Origin of the sequence: Bacillus sp. 22475 (assembly GCF_052044835.1) — a bacterium.
Lineage (GTDB): Bacteria > Bacillota > Bacilli > Bacillales > Bacillaceae_G > Bacillus_A > Bacillus_A cereus.
Genome location: NZ_JBQENW010000091.1, coordinates 1 through 687 on the forward strand (window position 1 = coordinate 1; position 687 = coordinate 687).

The following is a 687-nucleotide window of genomic DNA, read 5'->3' on the forward strand; positions in this document are numbered from 1 at the left end:
CTCATCCTCATCATCATCTTCACACTCATCTTTATCCTTTTTATCTAAATCCTCTCTAGCATCCCCTAATCCCTTTATTAACTCATCAATTGTTACTTCATATAAGTCACTAAGTAAAATCAAATTATCAATATCAGGATAACTTTTATTACTCTCCCATTTATAAACAGCTTGTCTAGTCACTCCAACCTTTCGAGCTACATCTTCTTGTGAAAAGCTTTTTGATTCACGAAACTTTTTCAATTGCGAACCTAAATTCATATTATTCACCTCTAAGAAATCATTACATATAAACCCTTAATTAATAAAGAAACCATTAATCTAATACATGTAAACTAATGGTTCACATATTTAAATCCTTACTAAATCCCTCTTTACATTCAATTAATACAATATTATCAGAAACTAAAAAAAGAATCCCATAAACATAGGACTCTTTTTTACTTTTATCAAATGTAAACTTTTGAATAATAATTTACATTAGATATCTTTAAAAAGTGTAAAAAAACGACCTTTAATCAATCGTTTTTTTTACATTTCTTTGTTCTAACACTACAGAAAAGATAAGTACTATAGTTAACACCATTATAAACCTTACTTCACTTCCATCACTTACAAAAAATGAATACAAAGTATAAATTAAAATTAATATTCCATAAATAATTTTGTACAATGAACTCCCCCCTT

The 687-nt window shown here is 26.9% G+C and carries 1 protein-coding gene; it reads right to left on the reverse strand.

Annotated features, from left to right (window positions below):
• A partial coding sequence (locus ACTJJY_RS31935) for a helix-turn-helix transcriptional regulator (protein WP_440607452.1) occupies positions 1-261 on the reverse strand: 261 nt, incomplete at its 3' end.
• Between the last annotated feature and the right edge of the window lie 426 nt (positions 262-687).